The sequence below is a fragment of the Sphingomonas sp. CFBP 13733 genome (assembly GCF_014841795.1).
GTDB classification, from domain to species: Bacteria; Pseudomonadota; Alphaproteobacteria; order Sphingomonadales; family Sphingomonadaceae; genus Sphingomonas; species Sphingomonas aerolata.
The window spans coordinates 21,540-47,742 of sequence record NZ_JACYUP010000001.1 but is presented as its reverse complement, the minus strand read 5'-3'; the positions used below and the strand labels follow the sequence as shown (position 1 = coordinate 47,742).

14 protein-coding genes are annotated in these 26,203 nt (G+C 64.6%); 4 read left to right on the top strand and 10 right to left on the bottom strand.

Annotated features, from left to right (window positions below):
* On the top strand, positions 1 to 3,453 hold the full coding sequence (locus IFT71_RS00170) for a glycosyl hydrolase 2 galactose-binding domain-containing protein (protein ID WP_192138725.1): 3,453 nt from the start codon (positions 1 to 3) through the stop codon (positions 3,451 to 3,453).
* A 2,013-nt stretch (positions 3,454 to 5,466) separates the two neighbouring features.
* On the opposite strand, the gene IFT71_RS00165 is transcribed toward IFT71_RS00170, so the two are convergent.
* The 3 genes from IFT71_RS00165 to IFT71_RS00155 all read right to left on the bottom strand — a co-directional run bounded on the left by IFT71_RS00165 (position 5,467) and on the right by IFT71_RS00155 (position 11,577).
* Entirely contained in the window at positions 5,467 to 6,255 is a 789-nt protein-coding gene (locus IFT71_RS00165; RefSeq protein ID WP_192070863.1) for a S1/P1 nuclease, read from the bottom strand.
* Positions 6,256 to 6,307: 52 nt separating this feature from the next.
* Entirely contained in the window at positions 6,308 to 9,622 is a 3,315-nt protein-coding gene (locus IFT71_RS00160; RefSeq protein ID WP_192138724.1) for a TonB-dependent receptor, read from the bottom strand.
* A 497-nt stretch (positions 9,623 to 10,119) separates the two neighbouring features.
* Entirely contained in the window at positions 10,120 to 11,577 is a 1,458-nt protein-coding gene (locus IFT71_RS00155; RefSeq protein ID WP_206757429.1) for a serine hydrolase domain-containing protein, read from the bottom strand.
* 409 nt (positions 11,578 to 11,986) lie between these two features.
* Here IFT71_RS00155 and IFT71_RS00150 point away from each other — a divergent pair, with 409 nt between their 5' ends.
* Both IFT71_RS00150 and IFT71_RS00145 read left to right on the top strand, forming a co-directional pair.
* A complete protein-coding gene (locus IFT71_RS00150; protein ID WP_192138722.1) occupies positions 11,987 to 14,047 on the top strand; it encodes a phosphocholine-specific phospholipase C in 2,061 nt (686 codons plus the stop codon).
* Positions 14,048 to 14,123: 76 nt separating this feature from the next.
* Positions 14,124 to 15,434, top strand: a complete 1,311-nt coding sequence (locus tag IFT71_RS00145; RefSeq protein WP_342212553.1) for a POT-type proton-dependent oligopeptide transporter — start codon at positions 14,124 to 14,126, stop codon at positions 15,432 to 15,434.
* Here IFT71_RS00145 and IFT71_RS00140 read toward each other — a convergent pair.
* Positions 15,431 to 16,198 (bottom strand): DeoR/GlpR family DNA-binding transcription regulator, encoded by a 768-nt coding sequence (locus tag IFT71_RS00140; RefSeq protein WP_274602288.1) that lies wholly within the window; start codon positions 16,196 to 16,198, stop codon positions 15,431 to 15,433. The genes IFT71_RS00145 and IFT71_RS00140 overlap by 4 nt on opposite strands.
* A gap of 63 nt (positions 16,199 to 16,261) precedes the next feature.
* Positions 16,262 to 19,270 (bottom strand): TonB-dependent receptor, encoded by a 3,009-nt coding sequence (locus tag IFT71_RS00135; RefSeq protein WP_192138720.1) that lies wholly within the window; start codon positions 19,268 to 19,270, stop codon positions 16,262 to 16,264.
* Positions 19,271 to 19,586: 316 nt separating this feature from the next.
* On the opposite strand from IFT71_RS00135, the gene IFT71_RS00130 reads away from it, so the two are divergent.
* Positions 19,587 to 20,252 (top strand): haloacid dehalogenase type II, encoded by a 666-nt coding sequence (locus tag IFT71_RS00130; RefSeq protein WP_244654667.1) that lies wholly within the window; start codon positions 19,587 to 19,589, stop codon positions 20,250 to 20,252.
* 192 nt (positions 20,253 to 20,444) lie between these two features.
* On the opposite strand, the gene IFT71_RS00125 is transcribed toward IFT71_RS00130, so the two are convergent.
* The 5 genes from IFT71_RS00125 to IFT71_RS00105 all read right to left on the bottom strand — a co-directional run bounded on the left by IFT71_RS00125 (position 20,445) and on the right by IFT71_RS00105 (position 26,143).
* Entirely contained in the window at positions 20,445 to 21,794 is a 1,350-nt protein-coding gene (locus tag IFT71_RS00125) for a sigma-54-dependent transcriptional regulator (RefSeq protein WP_192138718.1), read from the bottom strand.
* Positions 21,794 to 23,149: a sensor histidine kinase gene (locus IFT71_RS00120; protein WP_192138717.1), complete on the bottom strand. Its 1,356-nt coding sequence runs from the start codon at positions 23,147 to 23,149 to the stop codon at positions 21,794 to 21,796. Before IFT71_RS00120 ends, IFT71_RS00125 begins: the two co-directional genes overlap by 1 nt.
* Before the next feature lie 153 nt (positions 23,150 to 23,302).
* Positions 23,303 to 23,977, bottom strand: a complete 675-nt coding sequence (locus IFT71_RS00115) for a response regulator (RefSeq protein ID WP_192138716.1) — start codon at positions 23,975 to 23,977, stop codon at positions 23,303 to 23,305.
* A gap of 101 nt (positions 23,978 to 24,078) precedes the next feature.
* Entirely contained in the window at positions 24,079 to 24,402 is a 324-nt protein-coding gene (locus IFT71_RS00110) for a hypothetical protein (protein WP_192138715.1), read from the bottom strand.
* A gap of 562 nt (positions 24,403 to 24,964) precedes the next feature.
* On the bottom strand, positions 24,965 to 26,143 hold the full coding sequence (locus IFT71_RS00105; RefSeq protein ID WP_342212552.1) for an MFS transporter: 1,179 nt from the start codon (positions 26,141 to 26,143) through the stop codon (positions 24,965 to 24,967).
* Positions 26,144 to 26,203 lie beyond the last annotated feature (60 nt).

Here is a 26,203-nt window from a genome sequence, read left to right as displayed (position 1 = left end):
ATGCGACTGGCGACACTCACCACCCTGTTACTGCTAGGAACGGCCCTGTCGGGCGCGGTCGCAGCGCAAACCGCGCCAGCCGACGCGCCAGCAGCGATCGGCAACGCCGGCCCCTATAACGTCGACATCCTCGCCGGCGGGATCGGCGTCGAGCGCGACCTGACCGGCGCGCAGGCAGGGGTCGCCGCCGATGCGCCCTGGACTCTGTCGACCTGGGTCCGGCCCGGTGCGACGCGCATGACCGGCACCCTGCTGGCCGTCGGCGATCCGCTAGGGGCCTGCCGCTGTCTCTCGCTCGTCGATGGCCGCGTCACCGGCGCCGACGGCAGCGTCCGCGTCACCGGCGGAAGCATGCTCGCCGCCGGTCGCTGGACGCATGTCGCCGCCGTGTCGGACGGTCGCACGCTGACGCTCTATGTCGACGGCCGGCCGGTCGCGTCGCGCGCCGGCCGCTCGGTCGCCGTCACGCCCCGTCTGGCACTGGCACCCGTCACCGGCACCGGCCGCGCGAAGCAGCATTTCGGCGGATCGCTGGCCGACGCGACGTTCGACGCGCGCGCGCGGAGCGCCGCGGCACTGGCCGACGCGGCCCGCGCGCAGCCAGACTTCGCGCTCGTCCAGTTCTGGCAGGTCGGCGTCGGCTGGCCGCTCCAGAAACAAGCCAATATCGGTTTGACGCAGCAACAGGATCCGTGGACGCTGCCAAAGGCACGCGGCGACGCCACCACGTCGCCGGTCTTAAACATGCCCTTACCGCCGACGGGGTTGGCGCCGGCACGCGACGGCCGCTGGCTGGTGAACGGCTGGCAGCTTGCCGCCGCGCCGGACGTGCGCGACGATGGTGCGACGCTGTCACGTCCGGGCGTGCCCAGCGGCACATGGCGTGCCGCAACCGTACCGGGCACCGTGCTGACCACGCTGGTCGATCGCGGAGTCTATCCCGACCCCTATTACGGGTTGAATAACCTCAAGATTCCCGAAAGCCTCGCCCGGCAGGATTACTGGTACCGCACCAGCTTCACCGTCCCGCCCGAAGCCGCCGGAAAGCGGCTTACGCTCGTCTTCGGCGGCATTAACTATGCCGCAGACGTTTGGGCAAACGGCCGCAAGCTCGGCAGTACACGCGGCGCGTTCATCCGCGGCCAGTTCGATTTCGTCCCCGTCGCCGGTGACAATGTCGTCGCGGTGCGCGTGTCGCCGCCGCCCCATCCCGGCATTCCGCACGAACAGTCGATCAGCGCCGGCGTCGGCGAGAATGGCGGGCAGCTTGCCATCGACGGTCCGACCTTCGTCGCCACCGAAGGGTGGGACTGGATTCCCGGCATCCGCGACCGCAACACCGGGCTGTGGCGTCCGGTCGAACTGCTGGCGCATGGCAACGTCCGCCTGCTCGACCCACAGGTCGTCACCGACCTGCCGCTGCCACGGACCGACCGTGCCGATGTTTACATCACCGTCCCCGTTCGCAACGACGGCACCACGCCGCGCAGCGTCACCGTTCGCGCGGCGTTTGGCGATGTGCATGTCGAGAAGACGGTGACCGTATCGCCCGGCGAGACGAAGGTCGCCTTCTCGCCCAAGGACTTCGCCCAGCTGCGCGTCGCAAATCCGAAACTCTGGTGGCCGAACGGCTATGGCGAGCAGGCGCTGTACCAATTGTCGCTCGAGGCGCTGGCTGATGGCCGGCTGTCGGACACGCGTACCGACCGGTTCGGGATCCGTGAGGTGAGCTACGACCTGTCGCTGTTCGATACCGCGGGCGCGCTCCGGCGGGTCAATCTGCAGTTCACCGATGGCAGCCTGCGCGGCGAACGTCTTATCGACGTCCGTCACGAAGCGATCAAGCAGTCGCCGAACGGGTGGACCGAGTCGCTGACCGTCGCCGGCCAAACCTCACCGGCGGTGACGCCTGTCGAGGAGACGATGCCCGAGCCGCATTTGACCATCCGCGTGAACGGCGTGCAGATCGCGGCGCGCGGCGGCAACTGGGGCATGGACGATGCGATGAAACGCGTCGGCCGGGACCGGCTGGCACCCTATTTCCGTCTCCAGAAGGAGGCGCACATGAACGTCATCCGCAACTGGATGGGTAATAACACCGAAGCCGAGTTTTTCGACCTCGCCGACGAGACCGGCATGATGGTGCTCAACGATTTCTGGCAATCAACGCAGAATTTCCAGGTCGAGCCGCAGGACCCAGAGCTCTTCCTCAAGAATGCGGACGACGTCGTGCGGCGCTATCGCAATCACCCGTCGATCATCCTGTGGTTCGGCCGCAACGAAGGCGTGCCCTATCCCACGCTGAACGAAGGGCTCGACGATCTCATCGCGCGCGAGGATGGCACGCGCTGGTTCACGGGCAGCTCGAACGTCGTCAATCTGCAGGGATCGGGGCCGTACAACTACCGGCCACCGGTGGGCTATTTCACCGATCTGGCCAGCGGCTTCTCAGTCGAAACGGGAACGCCGTCGCTCTCGACGCTTGAATCCGTCCGCGCCACCATGCCCGATAGCGAGACCTGGCCGCTCAGCGACACGCTGGCCTATCACGACTGGCACTTTGCCGGGAACGGCGACACCAAGACGTTCATGACGACGCTGGCGACGATGTTCGGGCCTGCGACGAGCTTCGCCGATTTCGAGCGGAAAGCACAGATGATGAATCTCGAGACGCACAAGGCGATGTATGAAGGGTTTCTGGGCCATCTCTGGACCAAGAACTCCGGTCGGCTCCTGTGGATGACCCACCCGGCCTGGCCGTCGAACGCATGGCAGATCTACAGCTGGGACTATGATACTCATGCGGCATATTACGGGGCGAAAAAGGCCGCGGAGCCGCTCCATGTTCAGCTGAACTTGCCGGGCAACGAACTGGTCGTACTCAATACCACCCGCGAGCCACGCCCCGGCCTTCTCGTACGCACGCGGGTCGTCGGGCTCGACAATGCCGAACTGTTCAGCCGCGAGGATCGTCTCGATGCAAAGGCGAATGCGGCAACCCCGCTTGCCGCCGTACCACTCGACCGCCTGTTCGCATCGCATCCGATGGTTCTGGTCAAGCTCGACATGACCGATCGGTCCGGCACGACGGTTGCGGAGAATTTCTACTGGCGCGGCAAGGACGAGGCAGCCTACCAGATGCTCAACAGCCTGCAGAGTGTTACCCTGAGCAGCTCGGTCGCCGCCCCGATATCCGTCGGTGACGACATGATGGTGGCCGTGACGCTCACCAATGACACCAAAGTGTCCGCGCTCAATGCGAAGCTGACGCTGGTCGATACGGCGGGAAAGCGCATCCTGCCGGCATTCTACAACGACAATTATGTCGCGCTCCTGCCCGGTGAGACCCGGCGCATCGAAATCCGCTATCCAAAGACGGTCGGCGCGGCGCCGGCGGCGGTGACGTTACGAGGCTGGAACCTCCCAGAAATGACGCGTCCAATCGGACGATAGCCCGTTTGATCGTACGCAGGTCATTATGGGGCGCGACTGCGTCGCCGCCCCTGATGATCGGAACTACGTCCGGAACGGGACGCCTTGAAGGGCGACGGGGCACACCTGAACATACGGCGCTTTACGCTAAAAGTGCCACCTATTGCGAACTGCCGGCTTTCCACCAAGAAGCGACACTCGCCCCCCCCGCCCCTTCTTCTGAACGAACGTCCGTTTATGCCGATCGCCGGCCGAAAGCAGACAGGCTGCTTTCCACCAGCTTTGCGTGCAGAAGGTCTGGTGTTGCCGAAAACCGCGGGATGGCTCAAAAAAACTACGCGGCGGTAGAACGTACGACCGCACGACATCGGGCACCGCGCTACTCCTCCTCGTCCTTGCGCGACTGACCAGCAGCGAGATTGGCAAGGACCGTATTGCTGAAAGCGACGCGGCGATCTTCGCGCGGACGATCGAGATCATCGTCGTGCCATGTGAAGACCGCCGATCAACCAGCTTCCGCATGCTCGATCCTGGAGGTTCGAGGCCGACACCGCGGATTGCCGCGACGGCGCGGAACCGACCCCTCGCACCGCCACGTCGGGCCAATCAATATCTAACTCGTGGATAATCCGGTCGAGCGTTTGCGCCTTTGGCCAAGTGCGGACATTTTCGATCCGCGACAGGGCAACGCAGGTCATTCCTACACCGAAGGCAAGTGCTTCCTTACTGATCGCCCTAGAGTGCCTTTCACGTATGTACGATGATCCCTGAGTATCTCTCCGAGCTCCGGCCGCAGATGGCTGAAGCCTTGTGGCAGTCGCATCCGGGCGGGGGGACTATCCGATTTCATGAAACCGGCATGTAACATGACGTGTATTTCGTACGTACCCGCTGACAGCCGTAACACAACGCTGGTATGGCCGCTGCACGGATAATGTTGGCACAGGGACCAGAAGCGCAACAAGCGCTGGCCGAGCTTGTGCGCTTGCTGGCAAGGGAAGCGACCATCGAACATGCATGCGGGATTCCCGTGCCGCCGAGGCGGTGAAGCAAAGGCAGGCCGAGACATCGGCTATTACCACATGGAAAAGCTCACTAGCCTTGACCGCCTACCCTACAACGGCTTCATGGCTTCCTGTTTTCTAGCAAAGATAGAGAATGGTCCCGCTGGCTGGCCACGAGCGGTCGCTATACTTAACGATTGACATATCCACCTCAGGATTGTGACACGCAAGCCCAGCCAGGAGTTTAAAGCCTGCGACGGCGGCAGTTCGGCTTGATGTGGTGAAGCTGGTGCGAAGGTGTCGCGCCGCGGTGTCGCAGGCTAGCCAAGATCTGGACTTGCCCGATAACCTGCATTGCAAGTGAGTGCATGATATAACGTTCGAGTCCTTGGCGACACCTGGGGGACTAGCCGATGTCCTGGTTCTGAAAAGCGCTCGGTGTTCTGCGCAGCAAGCTCGGGCACTCGACCCTGGGCTATCACAGTTCTACAGATTTTGAACGGCAGGCACAGGTAGCTTAACCTCGCGTCTATTGGCCCAGCAGCGGCTTATGGCGTTGGGGTCACAGATGACAAAGTTCATGCCACACCCACGCCAATGAGGGGCAAAACCGGTCAGAGATATGAACACGCTGCACAACCGACAACGCCGCCCGTGAGGGCGGCGATTGTAGTTCTATATCGGTGGTTGCGGGGAGGTGCAGCCACCTTGATTTGCTTATCGAATGTCGATGCTGACTTGCCCAATTACATAGTGATGAAGCGAATTGCGTTGTCTACTTCACCCCTCTGGTTCCCTTGTGTCAGAGGTCCGCGATCTCGGCCGTGTCTGAGCCAATGCTATTCTCGAGAACCGTCATAGCCTCTTGCTTTTGAAGGCATATTTGGTGGAACGCGGAACGGCAGCTTCCGGGAAGGCGCGTGGCAATAGCCGACATTACGGGAGCTGCCGCTTTTCCCAAAATAGATCGATTTTTTTTGGAATGGCGGGGTTTGAGAAAGATAGCCAAAGTAAGCCAGCCGACATCTCCTTACCCGCTGCAACGTCCAAACAGATCGTTCAGATACGCCGCCAGATGCAGTCCCGATTTGGTCATCTGCGCATGGAGCAGTGGCCGGGCGGTGTAGAGATAGTCACCGTCGATCGTCTTCGACTTGGGATAGACCTGCGGATGAAGCGCCCGCGCCTCGTCGACCCATGACACGGGATCGGGGCTCGACCACGCGATGGCCTGCTCGCTGGTGATCCGGGCGAGCAGATAGTCGGTCCATTCGGTGTAGGACATCTGCTCGCTGTCGATCAGCGTCGAATCCCAGATCGTGTGCAGGTTGGTCTGTTGGCCGCGCAGCGTCACGATCTCGTCATTGCCCCCGCGGTCGCGGGCATTGCCCGAATGCAGCGGCTGGCCGAGATCGCCGGCGATATGGACGATCATGCGCAATGCGTCGCGTCGCGCGGCGATCGGCGCCTTGCGGTCGCGCACGACGGCCCGGAACTTGGCCAGCGCCGACACCGCATCGCCCTGCGGGGGTACGCCCGCCTGCGTATAGGTCTTGCCGTCGGGTATCGTGACGAAATGCCAGTTGAAGGTCGTCTTGCTCCAATAGGGATCGGACTGCATCCGCATATAGTCCGCCCAGTTGGCGGCATCGGCGAGCGTTTCGACGCCGAGGAGATCGCGGATCTCCAGCCGGGTCGTGCCGCAGATGAAGCGGTCCGCGATCGCGCCGCTGACGCGGTGCCCGGTCGGCCCCCACGCCATCGCCGGTGTCGATGCCAGCGCCAGCGCGCCGGCGAGAAAGGCCCTGATGAATCGCATGCTGTAATCCTTGTGCGCGACGGGGAGGCGCCTTGGCCTCCCCGTCCGTCGGTCAGAAGTCGAAGCGGAGGCCGACCCGCATCTGCCAGAGCGAGGCGCTCTGATAGGTCGTGGCGGTCTGCCTGCTCGCATTGGAGTAGAGATAGCGGGCGCACGGATTCCCCGCCGCCGCGACGCACGAAACGTTGGCGATGCTGACCGAGTCCGAGAAGACCTTGTAGGTGTTCCAGTTGCGGTTGAGCAGGTTCAGCACATTCTCGACATCGGTGAAGACCTTCGCCTTGCCGAAGAAGAACGGGATCTCCTGCGACACATGGAGATCCAGTTTCGAGAAGCCCGGCGACGTGCCCAGGTTGCGCGGCGCGATCGCGCCGTAATATTTGCGCAATTTGCTGCCGTCGACGGTGGCACGCAGCGCGTCGAGCGTCGCCTGGTCGGCGAACTCCACCACGCCGACCTGCGGACGGCCCGCCGCATTGATGATCGCCGCCTGATCGAAATCGGGAACGTAGAACAGATGCCGCCCATTGCCGCCGACCGTGCCGAACACCTGCGACCGGCCGTTGCTGGCGTCGGTAAAGGTGTAGCTGTACGGGCGCCCGCTGCGGAATTCCCCGAACAGGTCGATCCGGAACTCGTTGTCGCCGAACAGGTCCGCCCTATAGCCGATCTGCACCTTGCCGTTGTGCCGTGTCTCGAAGCTCGAGCGGCCCAGCGTGCCGCGGTTCGGGTCGGCGGTGGTGACGCCCAGCAACTCGGTCGGCGTATAGCCGGTGAACGAACCGACATCCTTCACGTCCGAATAGATGTAGTTCGCGCCGAGCGAGAGCCCACCGATGCGCTTGCCCAGCCCTACGCCGAGAACGCGCGAACGGCCCTGGCCCGTGTTGCGCAGCACGATGTCCCAATTGGCGCCGACCGCGGGATTGTAGCGCGGGCGGCCATCGGGAAGCTCGCCGATCTGGGCGGTCCGCACGTCGGTCGCGACGAAGCCGTTATTCACTTCGCTGGCGAGCGCGCTGAGGTTGAATTCCCAATTGTCCGCGATCCAGCCGGGGCCGAACGGCAGGCTTCCCGACCAGTTGAGCGCGACATTGGCCTTCCAGGTGGACGCCAGCTTCAGATCAGGGTCGAGCGCTCCGACCGAGGCCGCCGCGGGGGCCCCGGCACCCGCCAGATACTGGTCCAAGACGCTTAGAATGCCCTGGCCGGTGACGTTATCGAGCGCCGCCGATCCCAGCGATGGGGCGATGTTGGCCGCGGCCCCGGTCTGGGTGGCATCGACGAAGCTGGTGCCGTTGCGCTGGAACAACAGGCTGTTCTGGCGCACGCCGTCGTTCGAGAAGGAGTTCGAGAACCAGACATCCGGCGTCCCGCCGCCGAACAGGCCGGCGCCGGCCGACAGGCGCAGGTTTGGCTTCGCATCCCAGGTCACGCCCAGCCGCGGCTGCAGCACGCCGCCCGTCGGCATCGCCGCATTGGAGAAGCCGTACGCCGAGAGGAACCGGACGTTGAGCTGCGGTCGGTCGGCATCGACCCAGTCGTAGCGCAGCCCGCCGGTCACCGTGATATCGGGCGATACCGACCAGCTGTCCTGCACGCCGAACGTATAGGACATGTAATTGAAGCGCGCGGCCGCGTCCGCCGGATCGCCCGACAGCGCGTTGGCATAGGTCAGCTGGTTCGCACGCCCCGCCTCGAGATCGGCGATCGAATCGAAGTAATATTTCCCCTTGGTCGCGGGGACGAACAGGTTGTTGATCTTGACCTGCTGCCCCTCGGCGAGGAGCTTGATGACGTGGCCGCCGCCCGAATATTGGCCCGACCACGACACGCCGCTGTTCCGGATGCTGAGATAGTTGGACTGGCGGAACTGATCGGGGCCGAGCAGGACGCGGCCATTGGGGTTGGCGCCGGTCGGGGCGAGGCAGTTCAGCCCGCTGCCGCGCGACACGGGGTCGAGGCAGATCTCGAACTCGGGGAAATCGCTGCCGCCATAGGGGTTCTGCGTCCGCTCGTAATCGCGGCGCGTGACGCGCAGTTCGGTCGAGAAATTGTCGCTCCAGTTGGAATTCAGCTGGGCGGCATAGGCGTTGGTCGTCTCGCCGAGCAGATAGAAGTTGGATTGCAGCCCGACCGACGGGTTCGACCCGGTCTCGCTGAAGCCGACATCGCGCGGCACCTCGTTCTTGTGGTAGATATATGTCAGCGCGAGCCGGTGCCGGTCGCTGATGTTCCAGTCGAGCTTCGCCGACGCCTTCTTGTCCTTTTCCGGCAACGTTTTGGCGATGTCGAGCGGGTCGAAGCCGTAGCGGCTGTTCAGGATGCTGCGGACGCGGTCGACGTTGGCGCGGGTGACGAACGGGATCTCGGTGCTCGCGCCCTCTCCTGCCAGGCCGCGCGCGCTGACCTGGCTTTCCTTGAGCTGCTCATAGGATATGGCGAAGAACAGCTTGTCCTTGATGATCGGGCCGGACAGGTTGCCGCCGTAATCGCGGAAGCTCGGCACCGGGGTCAGTCGTCCCGCCGCCGCCGGGACGGCCGTCCCGTCCGAGCGGACATTATCGTAGGTCTTCGTGCCCTGAAGCGAATCGTCGCCGAAGATTCCGAAGGTGCTGCCATGGAACCGGTTGCTGCCCGATTTCAGGATGATGTTGACCGATCCACCCTGGAGATCGCCCTCGGAAATGTCGATCGGGACCGCCTTCACGTTGAGCTGGTCGATCGCATCGAGAGAGACGATGCCGCGCGCCGACGGCAGGCCGCCTGCGTTGAGCCCGAAATCGTCGCCGATCGCGACGCCGTCGATGGTAAAGCGATTGCCGCGCGGGCTGGCGCCGCCGATCGAGATCGCCCGACCGCGCGGGTTCGGATCGAGGCTGGTGAGCGGGTCGCGCCGCAGCAGGTCGCGCAGGTCACGATTGACCGACGCGATGCCTTGGATCGCATCGGCGTTCAGGCTCGTCTGCCCGGCGACGGCGAGACCGTCACGCTTGGCGCCGGCGGTAACGACGATGTCGTTGCCGGTCTGCGCATCGACCGTGACGTTCAGCGTGACGGTGCTGCCAGCGGCGGTCTGCACGCCTTCTGTGGTCTTGCTGTCGTACGACGGTGCGTTGACGGTCACGCGGAACGGTCCGCCTGCGCGCAGACCGGAGGCATTGAAATTGCCCGTCGTGTCGGTCGCCTGGGTGACCTGCGTGCCGGACGGCATGTGAACGATCGTGACCGACGCATTGGCGACGGGCTGTCCGCCCGCATCGGTGACGCGACCACGGACGGCAGAGGTGGTTTCCTGCGCGAACGCGGGCTGAACGCAAGCGACGGTAAGCGCCAGAACACTGGCGCCAATGGCGGTTTGTCTCATGAAATCTCCCTGGGCCGCTTGCCATTGCGGCCTAGCGGAGGCCCCTATGGGCAGTGTTCATGTCAGTGTTGTTACGGATCGGATCGTTTGCGGTTTGTGGATGATTTCTGCCAGCCTGACTTTGCTGGAAAAGAATTCATGGCGGGACAGTCGCCGGGGCAATCGCAAGGATAGCCGTCCGGGGCACCTGCTCTTGTAACTCAGTTCTCGATTGCTTTTTCCCGAAATGACCTGTCGGACATGGAGAAACAGGAAAAATCGTGCCTATGGAGTGGCCGTTATCGGGAGCCCGGATCGCCAGCCTTAACGTCCGGGTGTGGGCGTTTTGGGTCCGTCCGCTTTACCGCCCGAAAGCTGCCAGTCGGCTTTCAGGAACGGTTGGCAAGCTGGGAGCGCCTGAACGTCCCGACCTGGTGTTTAGCGGACAGGCAGCTTTCAGGAGGCAGCTGGCGATTGCTGCCGTTCCCAAAAGGATCAATTATGGAAGTCGTTTCAGCTTAAGGTTTGGCGTCGGCTTCCTCTGTGAAGGGCACATCGAACGGGCCGGAAACAATGCGCCCGCTAACCTTTGAACCGGTGCTATCCACATGCAGCACCATGTCAGTCGACAGTATGAAGTATGTGTCCGGCGACGACGCATAGAGCGGCTCGCTGACTCCTTCCTTCAGCGACAAGGCCAAGCCCGATCCTTCGCCGGTGATCGAGAAAGAGCCAAGGTTTGGAATTGCGTAGTTGCCAACCAGGCGCGCGCGCATGAGCGCCGGGATCGGCACACTCGCGCGCTCGATGCTACGGTAGCTTGGCCAGCCATAGGCTGCGGCCACGCTGCGGGTAATCTCAAGCCCCAACTCATTGCCCTGAGCGCCGTTGGTCATGACGGCTACGCCATCGCCAGTGTCGGTATAGGCTACCAGGAAGTTCTCATATCCCTCGTTGCTGCCCCCATGCGAGAAGTCGCGAGCGGCAGATGCACCGTGGATCTCAAGGCCGAGGCCGTAACCGCCCTTGCCGGGTGTCAGCATCTCCGTCGCAAGCGCCCGGCCGAGAAGTGCGCCCGTCTTGCCGCGAGCGCTGTTACGCACGGCTATGGCGTAGCGCAGCAGGTCGCCCGGCGTGCTCCACAGACCCGCTGCGGCCAGTTCAGGATAGGTGTGGGGCCCGCCCGAAACGGGCGCTCCCATCCCATCGTGCGGCCAAGCTGCGTTCGCCAGCAAGGCAGCGTTGAGCGGCTGCGCGAAGTAGCTATGCGTCATGCCGGCGGGACGGAGCACCTCGTCGCGCAGCACGTCGGCGAATGTTTGAGCTGTCACATCGCCGATCAGCTTCTGAACGACGGTATAGCCTCCGCCCGAGTAGCGCCAAGCCGTGCCCGGCGTGGTATCCACGACGACCGGCTTGGTGTTCGCAGGCGCGCGGCCGGCAAGAACGTCATCGACGGTCGGCACCGGTAGGCCGGGAGCATAGCCGGGAAAGCCATGCACCGTGGTCCCCGCAGTGTGCGAGAGCAGCTCACGCAACGTAACGTGCGCGCCGGGCGGCGTCGGCAGTTTCCAGCCTCGAAGCTGCCCGTTCACGTCGCCATCAAGCTTCAGGCGGCGTTGCTGGACGAGACGCAGCGCGGCCAGCGCCGTTACCGGCTTACTAATCGAACCCGCCTGAAAAAGCGTGTCGGGTGTTACCGGTATTCCGCCCGCGCGCGTGAACCCGTATCCCTTAGACCATTCGATCGTTCCGCCACGCAGGACGGAGACGCTGGCACCGGGCACGTGCAGCCGACTCATCTCTGCGGCAATCGTTCGAGGTGACGCTGGCGTGCCGGCCAGCACCACAGCGGAGGTCAGGCCGTGCTCGACCTCAGCAATCTTTGATGGTCCAGAAGCAAGTGGCTGTTGCTGGGCGGCGACAGGAGCGGACACGAAGGCCAAAACGAACGCTACTCGAATTTGCCCGATCATCATCCCCGCCTTCTGGTGTCCTACTGGGCTAATACGCTACGCATTGCTGCCGGGCGTAGCAAGGACCCTGCTGCGGCCCCGTACCGACCGCCATTGCCCTTGGTCCATTCTCGATCGAATCTCGGGAATGGCCGAGCTTGGTGGAGAGCGGAACGGCCGCTTTTGGGTGCCGATCGGCGAAAGCGGGCGTGTATTTATATGGCAGGGCAAGGCACGCATGAGGACCAAGCGCGACTCATCGCTGCGTCTGCGCAGTTCGCCACAGCTGACGCAATAATGCCCGATATTGGCAAAAAGCGGTCAGATATCTGGGCGCATTCATATTTATTACGCATTGGCTACGTATCGGCGATCGCTGGATATCGTTGGGATGCGGCATCGACGTCGCAAGCTTGTAAAGGCGCTGGGCATGGGAATTGATCGCCGGACCTTCATGCTCGGTGCATCCGGTGCCGCCGCTGCACAGGGGGGGGCCGCGTCCGCGCTGCGCCGATCTGGAGGCGGTGGCTCAATCATGGACGTCGAGCATGTCGTGGTCCTGATGCAGGAGAACCGCTCGTTCGATCATTATTTCGGCACGTTGCGCGGTGTGCGCGGGTTCGCGGATCCACGGCCAGTCGCGCTGCCCGGCGGCCGGTCGGTATGGGCGCAGCGCGGCGCGGATCGCGACGGGGGACGGACGATCTGGCCGTTCCGGCTGGACTATAACGCAAGCAACGCACGCTGTTTCACCGGGCTCGATCACAGCTGGAAGGACAGCCAGGCGCGCTGGCGCAACTGGGACGTATGGGCGGACCAGAAGGGCCCCCTCACGATGGCGCATCTCACCCGCGCGGACATTCCGTATTATCATGCGCTGGCTGACCAGTTCACGATCTGCGACGGCTATCACTGCTCGTTGCAGGGCCCGACCGGCCCGAATCGGCTCTATCATTTCAGCGGTACCAGCGGGCTCAGCGTCGGGCAGGAGGGGGTCTACTGCGTCACCAATGGCGGCACCGACCCGAACCCCGGTGCCGATATGGCCGAGGACGACGCCACCGAGGGACTGCGCTGGCGCAGCTATGCCGGACGGCTGGAAGACGCCGGGATTGCGTGGCGCATATACCAGGAGGCCGCGAACTATTCGGACAACCCGCTCGGCTATTTCAGCGAGTTCCGGAAACTGAACCGCGCGTCGTCGCGCTATCGGCGCGGGCGCGCCTGTGTCGACTGGATCGACGGTGTCGCGCCCAGCGATCCCGAGAAGACGCAGGCGAAGCACCTGATCGCCGCCTTCGCCGCCGATGCCGCCGCGGATCGGTTGCCGGCGGTGTCGTGGATCGTGCCGATGATGCAGATGAGCGAGCACCCCGATGCGCCGGTGCCGTTCGGCGAAGTGCTGATCAGCAGCGTGGTCGCAGCATTCGCCGCCAACCCGGACGTCTGGGCGAAGACGGTGCTGATCGTCAACTATGACGAGAATGACGGCTTCTTCGATCACGTGCCGGCCCCTGTCCCGGGAATCGCGCCGCGGTACGGCGCGAGCAATGTCGACGTCCGCAGCGAAACCTATCAAGGCGAGCCCGTCGGGCTTGGGCCCCGTGTGCCGATGACGGTTATCTCGCCCTGGACGCGGGGCGGATGGGTCAATTCGCAGCTGTTCGACCATACCTCGGTCCTCCGCTTCCTCGAGAAGCGCTTCGGCGTGATGGAGCCGAACATCTCGCCGTGGCGGCGCGCGGTCTGCGGCGACCTCACTTCAATCTTCGACTTCGACGTGTCGCTACGCGCGCGGCGCGATACGCGCTGGGCGGCGGCTTTGCCGTCGGTCTCTGGCTATGTCGCGGAGACCGAGCGGTTGTGCGCCACCGCGCCGCCGCCGGTCATCGCCAACGGACAGGGCGTGCCCGCGCAGGAGACGGGGACACGCCCGGCGCGTGCGCTGCCGTACCGGTTTGCCGTCGAGCCCTTGTGGTCAAGTTCGGGCCTGACGCTGCGCTTCGTAAACGAAGGCCCGGTGGGTGTCGTTTTTGGCGTGCAGGACGAGCTGGCCTTTCCGGGATGGCGCTATTTCACCGTGGCTGGCCAGTCGCGCCTCGAGGAGAGGTGGGACGTCGGGGCGGGCCAACCGCACGCGCTGGTGATCCGCGGGCCGAATGGCTTCCAGCGCGACGATCGCGGTGGGGGCGACGGCGCGCGCATCGAAGCCGCCTGGCACGATGCCGGCACGGGCGGCGTAGTCCGGCTGCGCAACCGGGGCGTTGCGCCGGTGGCGATGGCGATGCACTGCGCGCATTCGGGTGCGCGCCGCGAGATCGTGGTCGCGGCCGAAGGCACGGCGCAGCTTACTATCCCGTCCGCCGACCATCGCTGGTATGATCTGCTGTTGACCGCGCCCGGCGGGGTGCGCCTGCGTCTGGCCGGTCATATCGAGACCGGGGGGACCAGCATCAGCGAACCGGCCGCGCGCTTCCCGCACCCCGTCTGAGCCCGACTGTCACGGCGCTGTCGCCAAGCCGGCCTAGCCGGGCTCCGTGGGCAGGGTGGACGGAATGCATGGCGGCGTGACCGTAGACGACAGGATATTCACGCCGCGCTTCCTCTCGCTCGCGGCGATGGAGTTTCTCGAACGGTTCGCGGTGTCGGGGATGAAGGCTCTCCTCGTCCTGCTGTTGGTCGATCGGTTGCTGATCGGCGACCTGTCGCGCATCGTCGGCGCAACGGTGTTGCGCGAGGCCAGCTTGGCGATGTTCGGTCCCGTCTCCACGACAGGGCTCGCCTCGCAATTCTACGGCTATGTCAATGCGCTCATCTACCTTGCGGTCCCGGTCGGCGGTCTGATCGGCGATCTGATCGCAAGCCGGCGCGCGATGGTGGCAATCGGCGGCGTCGCGATGCTGCTTGGCCTGACGCTGATGCTCAGCGAACCGACCTTCCTTCTTGGGCTCATGCCCTTCGCCGTGGGTGCCGGGCTGCTGAAGGGCAACCTGTCCGCGCAGGTCGGGTTGCTGTTCCGCGACGACGCGCAGCGGCGGCGCGGCTATACCGCCTATCTGGGCTGTCTGAATGCCGGGATCATTTGCGGCCCGCTGGTATGCGGCGCGCTCGCCGCGTTCGCGGGCCCGAGCTACGCGATCGGCGCAGCCGCGGCGGCGGTCGCAGGGGGGCTGGCGCTGTGCGCGATGACCGGCCGTGACCTGGTCGAGCATCAGGTGCCGAGCGCATCGCCGCCAGGATCGCCGACCGGAAATGCGCAGGCAACCGCGCTGCTCGTGGTGGCGCTGGCCTCGGTCTATCTCTGCTATTCGGCCTATGATCAACTCGGCAACATCTTCCTGCTCTGGGCGCGCGAGCGGACCGATCGGCAAATCTTCGGCTGGACCATGCCGGTCGCCTGGTTCCTCGCGCTCGACGGCGTGTTCACGCTCGCGTTGATCGCAGGGGCGGGGCTGCTCTCTCGAGCGTTTGCGCGGCGCGGTATCCAGGTCGGGTCGCTGGTCCAGATATTCCTCGGCGGCGTGCTGTGCGCGGCCGGGTACCTCGTCCTGGCGCTCGGCGACACGATCAGCCGCGGGGCGCTGCTCGGGCTGCCCTGGACGCTGGTCTATCTCCTGCTCATCGACGGCGCGATCGTGCTGATCTGGCCCTCCGCGCTAAGCCTAATCGCGGGGGCTGCGCCGCGCCGCCTGATCGGCTTCTGGATGGGGCTATTCTATCTCCATGGCTTCCTCTCGAGCCTGTGGGCGGGGTTCAGCGGCGTGTATTACGAGCGGGTCACCAGCCCGCATTTCTGGCTGCTGCACGCCGCCGTCGCGGGCGGGGGTGCCATGCTGATCCTCGTCGCCGGGCCCCCGCTCGCCCGGCGCCTTCGTTAGGCGATCATGACGTCGGCGTGAGCGAAGGCGCGTGCGTATTCGTCCGCGAGCGGCTTGTCGGTCACCAATAGGTCGACGTCTGTCAGCGCCGCGGTCTGGATCAGCGCATACCGCCCGAACTTCGACGCGTCCGCGGCGAGCAGCACGCGCTTCGACGTGGCATAGGCTATCCGGCTCATCGTTGCCTCGCCGGGATGGAAGTCCATAAGCCCGCGCTCCAGGCTGATGCCGCCGACCGACAGGATCGCCAGATGTGGCGTGAAACCGCGGACATAGTCCTGCGCGACGTGATCGGAAAAGGCGCGATAGTCATAGTCCATCTGACCGCCGGCGAGGAACAGACGGTTGTTGTTGATCCCGCCCAGGTCGGTCGCGACGCGCAGCGAGTTGGTGATGACGGTCAGCGATCGCCGCGAGGCCAGATGCCGGGCGATGAAGCAGCTGGTCGTGCCTGAATCGATGAACAGGATCGCACCGTCCTCAATCAGTTCGGCGGCGGCGCGTGCGATGCGCAGCTTTGCGTCGGCATTCTCCTCCATGCGCTGGTGGAGCGGTCCTTCATGCACGGGCGTCGTCATCCGCGCGCCGCCATGTTCGCGGATGATGACGCCGTGATCCTCGAGCGCGCGCAGCTCGCGCCGGATCGTCTCGTCCGAGACCGCGAGCTCGGCGGCGAGCGCGCTGACCGACAGCGTCCGGCCGCCGCGCAGGCGCGCCATGATCTCGTGCTGGCGTCGTGATCGCTTCTCTATTTCGGCCTCCATCGTCGGGTTAGGACATGCTCCATGCCTCGGCCGACTGGCAAGCGCGAGCCGACCGAGGAGGCGTCAGAATCCGACGACCGCGGTCAGACGCACCGAGCGCGGCGTCTGGTAGTTGACCGGCGCGCGATAGTCCGAGTTTGCCGACCCGTCGCTCAACTCGCCGAAGTTATTGTACGACGTCGTCGCCGAACTATCGAAGACGTTGAACACGTCCACGCGCAGTGACGCCTGCAGATGCGGGATCGGCAGGTGGACGACCGCGCTGACGTCGAACTGCGCCAGCCAGTCGCCGGTGAACGCCGTCCCGCGCGGGATCAGCGTGCCCTGACAATAATAGCCATAGCCGTGATACGTGTTCGCATAGGCATCGACTGCAAGCGGCACCGCGCCGATGCAGCTGTAATGCGGCGCCGACTGCACCAGCATGTTGGCGCCGAGATCGAGCGCCTCGAACACCCGGTAGCTGCCATAGGCCTTGAAACTGTGGCGGCGATCGTTGGGCAGGTAGCCATAGGCGCCGTTGACGAAGCCGGGTGAATCGAAGTCCGCGGTGCGGTTGATCGCGAGCTGGCCGTTTTCCGAACGCACGCCGCCCTCGTAATTGCCCTTGTCGAACGCCAGCGTGTACGACGCCGACAGGCTCCATTTCTCGTCGAAGCTGCGATCGAAGGTGAGCGTCAGCGCGTTGTAGTTGCGGCTGGGCTTGGGGTAGCCGAGTTCGGACGCCTTGAGCGTTACCGTCGGGGTGGTGCCGTCGGGCAGCTTGTTGATCTGCGTCGTCACGTCGCGGCCGGGATTGGCGATCACGAACTGGCTGCCCCCCGGATAGGCCGATTGGCACGCCGCCGCGGTGAACCCGGCGCCGACGCAATAGGCGCGCGCACCGGCGTCGATCGAGATGTCCTCGATCACGTCGGTCAGCGCGCGGTGCGTGAAGTATGCGCCGATCCGGATCCGGTCGCTGAACTGGTGCTCGGCGCCGATGATGAACTCGTTGTCCGACTGCGGCTTGATGTTGGTGGCGATCGCGCCGGCCGGGTTGAACGCCGAGCCGTCGGCAGAGACCTCGCAGTTGCGAATGCCGGTGTCGGGGCAGGCCGTTGTGTTGACGACCGACAGGATCGGTGCGCCGGCGTTCGGTACGCTGCCCGTGCCGCTTACCCCGGTGAACACATTGTAGCGCGTGTAGGTCACCAGGCTGCCGGCGACGTTCAGGTTGATGTCACCGGCCATCGGCAGGTAATATTTCGAATAGGAGCCGAAGACCTTTGTGCGTCCGTCGCCGACCGGATCGAACGCGGCGCCCAGGCGCGGCGCCCATTGGTTGCCCGATTCGAAGAACGACTTTCCGTTGACCCCCTGGTTGCTGAAGCGATCGTTGCGGACGCCGATGTCGAGCCGCAGCCGATTGTCAAACAGCGACCATTGGTCCTGCAGGTAGAAGGCTTCGTTACGGACGTGCGCGACGCCGCTCTGTTCGTAGACGCGCGTGGTATAATATTGCGTACCGACCGGTGCCCCGATCCGCGCCGCCGACTCCGCGGTGACGTTGAAGATCTTGTACGCGCCGCCGCCGATCGTCTCGAATGTCTGGGTCTGGGTGTTTTTCTCGTGGTCGTAGCCGCCGCGGACGTGATGCGCGCCCAGCAACTGGAATTGCAGGTCGGCGTCGACGCGGTAGAATTCGCGTTTGTTGTCCGTGCTGCTGAACGCGTCAGTGACCTTGTTGGCGCCGATCTGGATGCCGGCGGGGTCGCTGCGATAGTCGATGACCTGCGGGTTGGTGACATCGAGCGGCACGCTGCCCGAGCGCAGCTTGTTGACGCCATATGCGCCCGACAGCGTCAGCCACGGCGTGAAGGTGCCGGTATAACGACCGACATAGTTGATTCCGCCGGCGCGCGCATTGGTGCCGCCCGTCTCGGCGCCTAGCCTGTCGGCGGTGCGATCCCAGTTATAGCTGCGGTTGCGCGTCTCGTTGGTGGTGTCGAAATAGGTGAATTCGAGATGATGGTCGCCGGTGATGTAGCCGTCGATCTTGCCGCCCCAGAACGGGCTGGTGTTGGCGACCCCGGTGGCGTTGTCCTGATTGGCCTGCGGCGTCTGCGAGCGGATCTCGCGCAGGTTGTAGAGGCCGTAGATGAACAGGTGATCCTTGATGATCGGCCCGCTCGCCTGGAAGATCGCTTCCTTACGGCTGGCGGTTGCGTGGGCATAGTCGACCGTGCGGGTCGACGGCGCGCTGCCGCGCAGGCCTTCGGGATCCCAGATGCCCGTCACGCTCGCATGGTATGCGTTGGTGCCGGACTTGGTCGTGGCGACCACATATCCACCGGTCGCACGGCCGAATTCGGCGGGCGCACCGCCGGTCTTGACCTCGACGGTCTGGTAGAAGTCGAACGGCACTTCGGCTGGCTGTCCACCCGACACGAAGTCGGTGACGTTCAGGCCGTTGATGTAGAAGGCGTTTTCGGTGAAAGCAGCGCCGCCGATCGATACCTGGTTTGCAAAGCCGCCATTGGAGGGCGACGAGCCTTGGACCGCGCCCGGGGTCAGCAGCATGACGTCGCGCAACGTTCGGCCGATCGGCACGCGCGTCGTCAGCGACCCGAGATTGATCGTGCTGCCGACCGTCGTGTCTTGGAAGTCGGCGACGCGCTGGCGGGTGCCCGTGACGACGATGTCGCCGCTCTGGTCGGCGGGCACGAGCCGGAAGCTGTTGGCGCCACCGGATTCGCGCGTCAGCGCGATGCTGCGCTCGTTATAGGTCGCGAAGCCCTTCGCGGTGATGGTGACGTCGTAGTTGCCGGGGGGCAGCTGGGGAATCGTGTAGCTGCCGGTCACGTCGGTGGCCGCGCTGCGGCTGACACCGCGATCGGAGGACGTGATCTTGACCTCGGCACCGACGATCGCGGTTCCATCCTGCTGCGTTACCCGGCCGGATGCGGCGATGTTGGTATAGTCCTGCGCGTCGACCGACACAGTCCCCAACACGACGGCCCCGGCGGTGGCGCCGAGCATCAGCAATGCGCGCAGAGCTGCGCGCGACGAAAGTCGCGTGGACCGAAACATCAGAACCCCTTTTGTAGCTGCCAGTGCGGGTGACCCGCGCTGCTGAAGGCCATCTAGTCGAGGGTTGTGGAGTTTCTGTGACAATCGATCATAGAACGAACAGTATTAGACGGTAGGGGGAGGCAAGGCGCTGGCAGACAAGATTTCGCGGTCTCAGCGCTTAGCGACAGGTCGGCCCGCAGGTCTTGAGGTTCAGAACCGGAGCAACTGCAAAATGATGGCGGATACGGGGTCGGGCCACCGCCTATGATCGTTAGGTGTGTGCCATCACGCCTGAGATGGAGCCTGGAGACGCGCGCATATGGATAAACGACCGTTGATCGTATTCGACGTCAATGAGACGCTGCTCGATATCGAGTTCCTTGAGCCCTTCTTCGCCGAAGTTTTCGCGGCTCCCGGTCGGATGCGGGAATGGTTCGCGCAGGTCATCCTGTACGCCGAAGCGGTCTCGCTGGCCGGGCCTTACATCCCGTTCGGCAAGCTGGGCGGTGGCGTATTGCGGATGCTAGGCGAGATCTACGACATTGCGGTCACGGACGACCATGTTCGCCAGCTTGGCGCGCTGACGGCCGATATGCCGGTACATGCCGATGTCGCTGCCGGTTTGGCCGCGCTGAAAGACGCCGGATTCTCGATCGTCACGCTTACCAACTCGCCGAAGAGTCCCGGGCCTGATGCGCTCGACAGGGCAGGACTGGGGCCGATGTTCGACCGCCGGTTCACCGTTGATACCGTACATCGGTTCAAGCCGACGCCGACGACCTATCAATTCGTGCAGGATGCCATGGGGTCATCGCCAGACACTATCTGGCTGATCGCAGCCCATACATGGGACACGATCGGCGCGCAGGCCTTCGGATGGAAGGCCGCCCTGGTCACGCGCGGCGTGAACGCACCTTTAGTCCTGGACGGCATTCCGCAACCGACGCTTGTTGCTCGTGACGTCGACGAGGCCGCGCGCGCGATCGTAGCTAGACACTAGCGCAATGCCTTTACAGACAACGGTCTTGGTGTGGTCCAACTCGCTACACGCGTGGTCCCATTCGATGTGAACGAATGGCCGAAGTCGGGACGCCGCCAAGGGCTCTCGAACGTCCGGCTCTGGGTCTCAGTATCAGGGAAGGTGAAAACTGCCGTACTCTGTTCAGCGCCTACGGACTGACAGTCGACGAACCTAGCGCAGTCCCATCCGATCTAGCTTTTTTAGCAGTCCGACCCGCGAAAGACCGAGGTTGCGGGCGGTGTGAGTGTGGTTATGGCCGGTCAGTACCAACGCCTCGGTGATACGGCGGTACTCAAGCGCTGCTATCTCCTCCTCGAGCGTCTGTGGCGTGCCGACGGTTGGCAGGTCTGCGACAGCGTCGCCGACGGCGAAGGCGAGATCGGCTGCGCCGACATCGACGCCGGTCGCCGATCGAGGGGCCAACGCGGCCGCACATTCGACGGCCGCGCGCAGTTCACGGACGTTGCCGGGCCAGCGCCGCTTCGCCAGCCAGTCCAGCGCGTCCGGTGTGAACTGGCCGGTGCCGTCGCTGGCGCGGCGTAGAAAAACCGAGGCGAGCAGGGACACGTCGGTCGGGCGTTCGTCGAGTGACGGCGTGCGCAGAACGACGCCCTTCAGTCGGTAATACAGGTCTTCGCGGAAGCTGCCGTCGGCAACGCATGCAGCGAGGTCGCGGTGGGTCGCGGCAACGATACGGACGTCCGCGATACGCGGCTCGCGCGCGCCCACTGGCTGGAAGCTGCCGTCGGCCAGGAAGCGGAGCAGCTTGACCTGCATGGCCGCGGGCATCTCGCCGATTTCGTCGAGGAACAGCGTGCCGTCAGCTGCGGTCTCGACGAGCCCGGGACGGTCGCTCGTCGCGCCGGTGAAACTGCCCTTGAGATGGCCGAACAGCTCGCTTTCGAGCAGCTCGGGCGGGATCGCACCGCAATGGACAGGCACGAGCTTCCGGTCGGCGCGCGGGGAGGCATAGTGGAGCGCACGCGCGACCAGTTCCTTGCCGGTACCGCTTGGACCGAGCACCAGAACGGGCAGACGGGTCGGTGCGACACGACGGATCAGGTCGCGCAATGCGGCCATCACCGGTGTAGTGCCGATGAGTCCCATGTCCTCGGCACCGGTGTCGCGAGCCTTGAGCGCAGCGAGTTCGCGCGCGAGGCCAGCACGCTCCATCGCGCGGGCGACGACGATGCGCAGGATGTCGGGGTCGACGGGTTTGGCAAGGAAATCCCATGCGCCGGCATCAATGGCCTTCAGCGCAAGCGCGTGGTCGGCGTGGCCGGTCATGACGATGACGGGCGCAGGCGCGAAGCTGGCGATCAGCGCAAGGCCGGCTTCTGGATCATGGTGCGGCGGCATCGCAAGATCGAGCAGGACGAGGTCGGCGGGTGTCTCGGCGAAGGCCGCACGCGCAGCGTCGCCGTCGCCGACCACGCGGACGTCATGGCCGAGACCGCGCAGCCACGCGCCGGTGAGGCGCTGGAAGGCGGGTTCGTCGTCGGCCAGCAGGATGCCGCTCATCACAAATCTCCGAAGGTAAGACGGAAGGAGGTCGACCAGCCCGGCCGCTGGGCGAGTGTGACGGTTCCGCCATGGGCCTCCATGATGCGGCGGACGATGGCGAGGCCCAGGCCGGTGCCGCCGGGGCGGCGCGAGAGGAACGGGCGGAAGAGGTTGTCGACGATCTCGGGAGCGATGCCGGGGCCGTCGTCGCACACGTCGATGGCCGCAGGCGGCCCCGCTGCGGCGATGATGGTGACGTTCTTGCCGAGCGCGCGCGCGTTGTCGACGAGGTTGGCGAGCACGCGAACGAGCGCGCGGCGGTCGGCCATGACGATAAGGTCTTCGGGCACGTCGAGTTTGACGCCCATCTGGGCGACGAGCTCGATCAGGCGGATGGGCTGCGGCACCACCGTCCAGGCACGCGAATAATCCAGGATGTCGCTGACGAGGTGATTCATCCGCGCTACCTGTTCGCCGATCTCGGCCCGTACGTCGGCGGGCGCACCGGTTGCGGCCATCGTCACGATGCCCAGCGGGTTGCGCAGATCGTGCGCGACGGTTGCGGCCAGTTCGCCGAGCTCGCTCATTCGGGCCTGGCGCTCGGCATCGATCAGCCGGTGCGAGGCGGCAAGGCGGCGCGCAGTTTCGCCGACGAGCCCTGCGAACCGGTCGACAACGTGGCGCGTCGCCGGCGGCGCGTCGCTCCAACCGCACAGGGTCACGGTTTCGCCGACGACCACCAACGACGGGCCGTCGTCGACGACGGGTAAGTTCAGGCGCAGCGCGAGCAACGCGTTGGCGATCGTGGTGAGTTCGACCGCGTCGGTCGCCCCGGCCAACTGGTCGCGCCAGTCCGCGACGTCGGCGTCGCTGACCCGGCCGCCGGGAAACACGACCGCATCGGCCAGCCGCTTGAGCGGGGCGAGCACGAGGATGCCGAGCGCAAGCGTCGCGGCGAGCGCTGCCCAGGTCGCTAACAGGCCCGCTGGCCGGCCGGCCAGCACGAGCGGCACCGTGGCGATGCCTGCGCTGACCGCTCCCGCCAGCGCCACGAGCAGAATCCAGACGAGCCCACGCCGAGCCCAAAGGTCCGTCGCCATGAAGCGATACCGCAGGATGCCGTAGAGCAAGGCGACCGAGTAAAGCGGCAGCAGCAGGACCGGCCAAGGATAGGCGTCGATCCCGAGCGCGGGGAAGGTGAAGCCGGTGAGTGCGACGAGACCGATCAGGCTGGAGACGAATACCGCGCCGGCCTGGCGGCGATGCTGCCCTTGCTGCTGCACCCAGGTCTGCGCGAGACGAAGATGGCCAATCACCGACAACAGGCCGGCGAAACCCAGCACGCCCCAGCCGACGATTGACGGCACGAACATGCCAGGGAAGCCGTGCCACGGCACAACCTTACCCACTCCGAATATGAGGCCTACGATCGTGGCAAACCCAGAACGATATGAACAGCGTTACAAATTGAAAAATCAGCGGCTGAACGATCAAGGGCCGTTTCAGTGATCGCGATTGCCGTGCCGTCATGACAGCGCGCGTAAAAGGTAGCCGACGCCCCTGATCGCGTGAATTTCGACCTCCGCCCCGGCTTCGAAAAGTTTTCGTCGAAGCCGCGAAACATGGGAATCGAGTGTATTGGATTGGATATCATCGTCGAACCCATAGACCGCCTGTTCGAGCGCTTCGCGCTGGACGGTCCTGCCGCGTCGCTTCACGAGCGATCCGAGCACCAGCAATTCCCGGCGGGCCAGGTCGACCCGGACACCCCGAACGGTCGCTTCCTCGTTGGTCAGATCGAAGAGCAGTGCGCCGACCCGAACCTCGTCGGCGCCCAGTTCGGCCGGACGACGCCGTATCGCACGGATGCGCGCGAACATCTCGTCGAGCGCGAACGGCTTGATGAGATAGTCGTCAGCCCCTTCGTCGAGTCCGGCGACACGGTCCAGGACTTCTCCTTTCGCGCTTAGCACGATGATCGGCAGCCCGGGATTGTCGGCGCGGAGTGCCGGGATGATCGAGAGGCCGTCCCCGTCGGGCAAGGTCCGGTCGAGTAGGACGAGGTCATAGCTAAAGCTGCGCGTCACCTCGTGCGCCATCGCCAGCCGGTCGGCATGATCGACGATGAACTGCTCGCGCTCAAGCGCACCGCGCAGCGTGTCGGCAAATTCAAACTCATCTTCGATCAGGAGAATCCGCACCGGGGCACCTCGTTGTCGACGTCAATGGAATCGCCATCCTCCAGCCGATCTGGGTGGGATGGTTGTCGAACGGCCGGCACGACGCCACCCCGGATGCCGGCCTACTCTTCGTAACCAGCGCGGTCCTTTTCGCGGGCTCTGCGCGCCCGCTTCTCCGCGAGCTTCTCCCGGGCAGGTCGGCCCAGTTCCTGCGCCATCAGTTGCTGCTCCATGAGAGTCGAGTTCTGCCGGCCGCGTCGGCGCTGTTGCTGCATCATGCAGCCGGTATAGGCTGGCGAGCCGCGACTAGCGCCCATCTTGGCGCAGGCCGCCTGATCCTTTCGCTTCTGGGCCGTGGCCCCGCTGCCGAGCATAACGGCACCCATCATGGTTGCCCCGATTGCAAGGCGGCGCAACCCTCGGGCATTAACTTTCAGTTTAATCATAAGATCTCTCATGGTTGTGAGTGGTCGACCAACGTGATGGTATCCGTGGTCGGGTCTTCGATGGCACGTGGCCAATCGGTTATTGCCGGATGGACGGGTGATCTCGCGCAGACCGTCGATGCGTTCTAGCGATACCGCCAGCCGCCATGATGCCGGTACCGCTGATTATAATAGCGGCCTTCATTATAGTATCGACCGCGATACCGTCGGTCGTCGTTCCGACGCGCGTGGTCGCCGTATCGACCGGGGCGATGCCGGATCTGGTCACGGCCGGGTCGACCACGACGGATCTCGCCGCGGTCACCCGCCTGCTCATATCGGGAGCCGCGGTCGCCGGGTTGAGCATTGGCAGCAATGGTCGTGCCAAGCATAATGAACGCAACCGCGGCCGGCATAAGTCTTGTGATCATGTCACTCTCCTGCGACCTTGCACTGGTGGTCACCAAGAGGATGTGACAGGCGTAGATTGCCCGAACATGGCGGTTCAGCGCGGTACGTGGTTGCGCCAATCCCGCGCCTGACGCTCGATCCCGAAATACATCGAGACAACGTGCGCCTTCGATCACCCGGGCGAGCGCGCACCGGGTTTGAAACCATGGCGACCCGCGCTGACAGCAATGCAGAGCGCGGTCAGCGAAAGCGCGAGCACGACCCACGAGAAGGTGCCTGCACCCGACGTATCGAGCAAGATGCCGCCGACGATGCCGCCTGCGGCGATTGCGCTATTCCAGACGGTCGTGATCATCGCATTGGCGAGGTCGACGCCGTCACCTGCAGCATCGGCAGACGCCGTCTGCAGTTGGGTTGCTGCACCGCCGAAGGATAACCCCCAGACAACGATACCGGCGATCACCACCGCAGGGATCGTACCAAACAGAATGAAGGCAAGCGCGACGCAGACGAACGTGACCAGGCTGACCAGCACCAGACGGCGCAACATCCGGTCCACCAGCAGCCCCGTCACCCAGATACCCACAAGCGCTGCCACGCCAAAGGTGAGCAGCAGCACATCAATCCGATCTTGCAGGCCCGACAGCGCGGCGAACGGCGCGACATAGGTATAGAGGATGTTGTGCGCGGTCATCCAGGCGAAAATCGTCGCGAGAATAGGGCGGATTCCGGGCGTCCTGAAGACGGCTCCAATCGACAACCGCCGGTGCGCTGACTGGCCGGCGAAGTCGGGCACTGCCCATAACACCCAGCCGATCAGCAAGACCGTCGTTCCCGACATCGCGAAGAACGCCGCCCGCCAGCCCACGGTCGCGCCGAGAAAGGCGCCCGCTGGTACACCGAGCGAGAGCGCGATGGGGGTACCGACCATCGCGATCGCGAGCGCCTTGCCCTTGAGCGGGCCGATCACCATCCGCCGCGCATAGCCTGCCAAAATACCCCAGGCGAGGCCGGCCGCCACACCGGCCAGGAAGCGCACGACCAAGGTCAGCCAGTAATTACCTGATATGGCGGTGATCGTGTTGAAGATCAGGAAGCCAATGATTGCCGCCAGCAGCGTCGGCTTGCGGCGCAATCCTTGCGTCCAGGCCGTCAATGGGATCGCGGCGACCAGCGAACCCACGGCATAGGCAGTGACGGTTTGCCCCGCGAGCGCTTGGGAAACGCCAAGTCCCTCCGACATGCTGGGCAGCAAGCCGGCCGGCAGCGTTTCCGTCAGGATAGCCGTAAAGCCGGTCATGGCGAGCGCCAGAAGCGCAGCGATCGGCAGCGTATCGCGCTCACCTTCCACGCGTACGGGTATTGGATGTGCCATAGAATACCTCACCTGTGGACTGAATGATCCACAAGT